The organism is Flavobacteriales bacterium (assembly GCA_013214975.1).
Classification (GTDB): domain Bacteria; phylum Bacteroidota; class Bacteroidia; order DT-38; family DT-38; genus DT-38.
The window spans coordinates 1-3,938 of record JABSPR010000135.1; the positions used below are offsets into that span (position 1 = coordinate 1).

At 36.8% G+C, this 3,938-nt stretch carries 5 protein-coding genes; 3 read left to right on the top strand and 2 right to left on the bottom strand.

Features of this window, described 5'->3' with window-relative positions; genetic code table 11:
• The 3 genes from HRT72_04965 to HRT72_04975 form a co-directional block, all read left to right on the top strand.
• Positions 1 to 267 (top strand): adenylyl-sulfate kinase (locus tag HRT72_04965; protein NQY67059.1); only part of this gene is annotated, 267 nt, incomplete at its 5' end.
• A 2-nt stretch (positions 268 to 269) separates the two neighbouring features.
• Positions 270 to 1,175, top strand: a complete 906-nt coding sequence (gene cysD, locus HRT72_04970) for a sulfate adenylyltransferase subunit CysD (protein NQY67060.1) — start codon at positions 270 to 272, stop codon at positions 1,173 to 1,175.
• 9 nt (positions 1,176 to 1,184) lie between these two features.
• Positions 1,185 to 2,465 carry a GTP-binding protein gene (locus HRT72_04975; protein NQY67061.1) on the top strand — a complete coding sequence of 427 codons (1,281 nt, stop codon included), beginning with the start codon at positions 1,185 to 1,187 and terminating at the stop codon, positions 2,463 to 2,465.
• Positions 2,466 to 2,470: 5 nt separating this feature from the next.
• On the opposite strand, the gene HRT72_04980 is transcribed toward HRT72_04975, so the two are convergent.
• Both HRT72_04980 and HRT72_04985 read right to left on the bottom strand, forming a co-directional pair.
• Positions 2,471 to 3,178 (bottom strand): energy transducer TonB, encoded by a 708-nt coding sequence (locus HRT72_04980; GenBank protein NQY67062.1) that lies wholly within the window; start codon positions 3,176 to 3,178, stop codon positions 2,471 to 2,473.
• 103 nt (positions 3,179 to 3,281) lie between these two features.
• On the bottom strand, positions 3,282 to 3,938 hold the full coding sequence (locus HRT72_04985) for an energy transducer TonB (GenBank protein NQY67063.1): 657 nt from the start codon (positions 3,936 to 3,938) through the stop codon (positions 3,282 to 3,284).

Genomic DNA, 3,938 nt, shown 5'->3' on the forward strand with positions numbered 1-3,938 from the left:
AGAGACCAAGCAAGAGAAATAATCGGCGAAGAAGACTTTATTGAGGTATTTGTAAATGCGTCTTTAGAAATTTGTGAAGCCCGAGATGTAAAAGGTCTGTACAAAAAAGCCAGAAATGGCGAGATTAAAGATTTTACGGGAATCGACTCACTATTTGAGGCACCGGAGAATCCAGGTATTGAGATTAAAACGGATGATCTTACTGTAGAAGAATCAGTAGAAAGAATCATTCAAGAATTAAAGAAGAAAATTGAACTAAAGAAATAACGATGTCGGTAAGTACTATAAATCATTTGAAAGAACTTGAGTCGGAAGCGATTTTTATAATTAGAGAAATGGCTGCTGAGTGTCAGAAGCCAGTGCTTATGTTTAGCGGAGGTAAAGATTCAATCATCATGACGCATTTAGCGATGAAAGCATTTTACCCTGCGAAAATCCCTTTCCCTTTGTTGCATGTAGATACGGGTCATAATTTTGACGAAACAATTTCTTTTAGAGATAGCATGGTTGAAGAATTGGGCGCAAATTTGATTGTTGGTTCTGTTCAAAAATCCATTGATGAAGGCAAGAGTGTTGAGGAGACAGGAGTTAACGCAAGTAGAATTAAATTGCAAACCCGTACTCTTTTAGATGCGCTAGATGAACACAAATTCGATGCTGCCTTAGGTGGAGCTCGAAGAGATGAAGAGAAAGCTAGAGCTAAAGAAAGGTTCTTTTCGCATAGAGATGATTTTGGACAATGGCAACCAAAAAATCAACGTCCTGAATTATGGAACTTATTTAACACCAAGAAAAAAATGGGCGAACATTTCAGAGTATTTCCTATTAGTAACTGGACAGAATTAGATGTTTGGCAATATATTCAAATGGAAAGCATCAAATTGCCCAATCTATATTTCTCTCACAAAAGAGAAGTGTTTGAAAGAGACGGCATGTTGCTAGCTAAGTCCGAACACATACAATTAAGAGATACCGAGGTAGTAAAAGAAATGACTATTAGATTCAGAACTATAGGTGACATCACTTCTACTGGAGCTGTAGAATCTGAAGCTACTTCACTTGATGATATTATACAAGAAGTTGCTTCTACAAGAACAACTGAAAGAGGTGGAAGAGCTGATGATAAGAGATCTGAGACATCGATGGAAGATCGTAAAAAAGAAGGATATTTTTAAGAAAACAAGATGGAAAAGGAAGAATTTGACAACGACAAATACATGAATATGGAACTGCTGAGGTTTACTACAGCAGGAAGTGTTGATGACGGTAAAAGTACTTTGATAGGTAGATTGCTTTATGACAGTAAATCAATCTTCGAAGATCAGTATGAGGCAATTGCAAAGTCGAGCAGGGCAAAAGGTGAAGAAAACGTTAACCTAGCGTTAATAACTGACGGTCTTAAAGATGAAATGGAGCAAGGCATTACTATTGATGTTGCTTACAGATATTTTGCTACGCCTAAAAGGAAGTTTATTATTGCCGATACACCAGGTCATATTGAGTATACCAGGAATATGGTTACCGGTGCATCTACTGCCAACTTAGCTATTCTATTGGTAGATGCAAGACATGGTGTTGTTGAGCAAACTTGCAGACATGCTTTTATAGCAACTTTACTGAAAATTCCTCACGTAGTAATTTGCATCAACAAGATGGACTTGGTGGATTACAGTCAAGAAGTTTACGATAAAATCAGAGCTGATTTCAAAAAGTTCTCATCTAAATTAGAAGTTGCTGATATTCGTTTTATCCCTATCAGTGCATTGAAAGGTGATAACGTTGTAAATCGATCTGAGAATATGCCTTGGTTCGATGGCCCTACGCTAATGTATCAATTAGAAAACGTGCATATTGCTAGCGATAGAAATTATGTAGATTGTAGATTCCCTGTTCAAAATGTAATCAGACCAATGTCTGATGAACATCATGACTTTAGAGGATATGGCGGCCGTGTTGCAGGTGGTGTATTTAAACCAGGTGATAAAGTAACTGTATTGCCGACAGGCTTAACATCTACTATCAAAACTATTGAGCTTTTCGACAAAAAACTTGAAAAAGCGTATCCTCCAATGTCTGTAACTATGACATTAGAAGATGACATTAACTTGAGCAGAGGCGATATGATTGTTCGTGGGGATAATCAACCAGAGGTAACTCAAGACATTGAAATGATGGTTTGCTGGATGGATGATAAACCACTACAACTTAATGGCCTTTATGCTATCAAGCATACCACAAGAGAAGCCAGATGTAAAATTGTAGATATTAAGTATAAAGTAGACGTTAATACGTTGTCTCGTTTAGAAGAAGAGAATAACGTTGGAAAGAACGACATCGCAAGAATTACAATTCGATCTACTCAACCACTTTATATTGATAAATACAGAAGAAATAGAAATACTGGAAGTATTATTTTGATTGATGAAGGAACTAACAATACTGTTGGTGCTGGAATGATTATCTAGATCTTTTAATTTACCTCATAATTTATTGGAATAATTAAGGAGACGTTTACTGGCCTACCCGAATTTCTCCCAGGATTCCATTTTGGCATTCTATTCATTAATCGAATGGCCTCGTCGCCTAGTAGGCTATACGAAGAATGTTCTATTAAACTTTGTTTTACTTTGCCATTTTTTCCTATAACAACCTTAACATAGGCCACTCCTGAAATCTTAGGCATGTTGTTACGATCAAAGTTTTGGGACAGGTACTTGTGTATTTTTTTATTGGTACAATCTGCCCTCTCATCTTCTGTCGCATAAATTTCACATCCCTTAAAGCAAGGCATTATGCCTACATAGGGGAAGACTTCATTCGTATCGATTACCTCATCAGTATAGAAATCTTCGAATAAGTCCTCAATTAGATCTTGTATTTCTGTTACTTCTTCTTTATCCGGAACTATAAAGAACTCCGTTGAGGTAGACACTATTAACTTTTCGGAGACTTCCTTTTTGGTTTCAGGTTCTGGCTCGGAAAATATTACAATCGGAATCTGAATTTGATTATCATCGTCATGCACATCAATATCTGGATAACCTTTTATAATTGAAGCCTCTGATGTTCTCCATTCAAAGGCAATTAATGTAAAGGAAAGTGAAATAATTAATCCAATTTGAAAATAAATTGGTCTCATCTTTTCTAAAGATGAGGTATTTGTGTTTTTTGCTTTCATAATTAAAGTGTTATTAAATGAATAAAACTTTAAGTATTAAGCTAGGTTGGCTTAGGTAAAACGAAGTTTTACTCAACCTATTGCAACAAGAAAATATTTGATTTTACTGTAGATCGTAATTGATCGGCAAGTTAAACTGAACGCTAACTGCTTTACCCCTTTGCTTACCTGGAGTCCAAGGTGGCATAGCTTTTACAACACGAATTGCTTCTTCGTCGCATCCACCGCCTATTCCTCTTAATAATTTAACCTTATTTACTTTCCCCGATTTATCGATAACGAAAGTAACAAACACTCTTCCTGAAATACCGGCTTCTTTAGCCAATTCTGGGTATTTGATGTTCTTCCCAAGATATTTCATCATTGCAGGAATTCCACCTGGGAATTCAGGCATTTTCTCCACAACCATGAATACTTCGTCCTCAACAACTTCTTCCTCAATGATTTCAAGCTCCATGTCTTCATCATCCTCGCTACTTTCCATCTCAAGCTCTTCCTCGATCTCCTCGTCGTCTTCAACGATAACTAATACAATTTGCTTTGGTGGTGGTGGTGGTGGTGGCTTCTCTGGTTGCGTGATAGGAATAATCTCCTCTTCCGACATATCCATGTCTAATTTACCAAGACCGGATATTCCACCTTCGTAAGTTCGCCATTCTAAAAGTATAAACACTAAGCCCAATGCAACAACTAGCCCTATTTGGAGGTAAGTCTTTCTAAGGACTTCTAAATTTGCTTCTGGGTTTTTCTTTAATTCCAT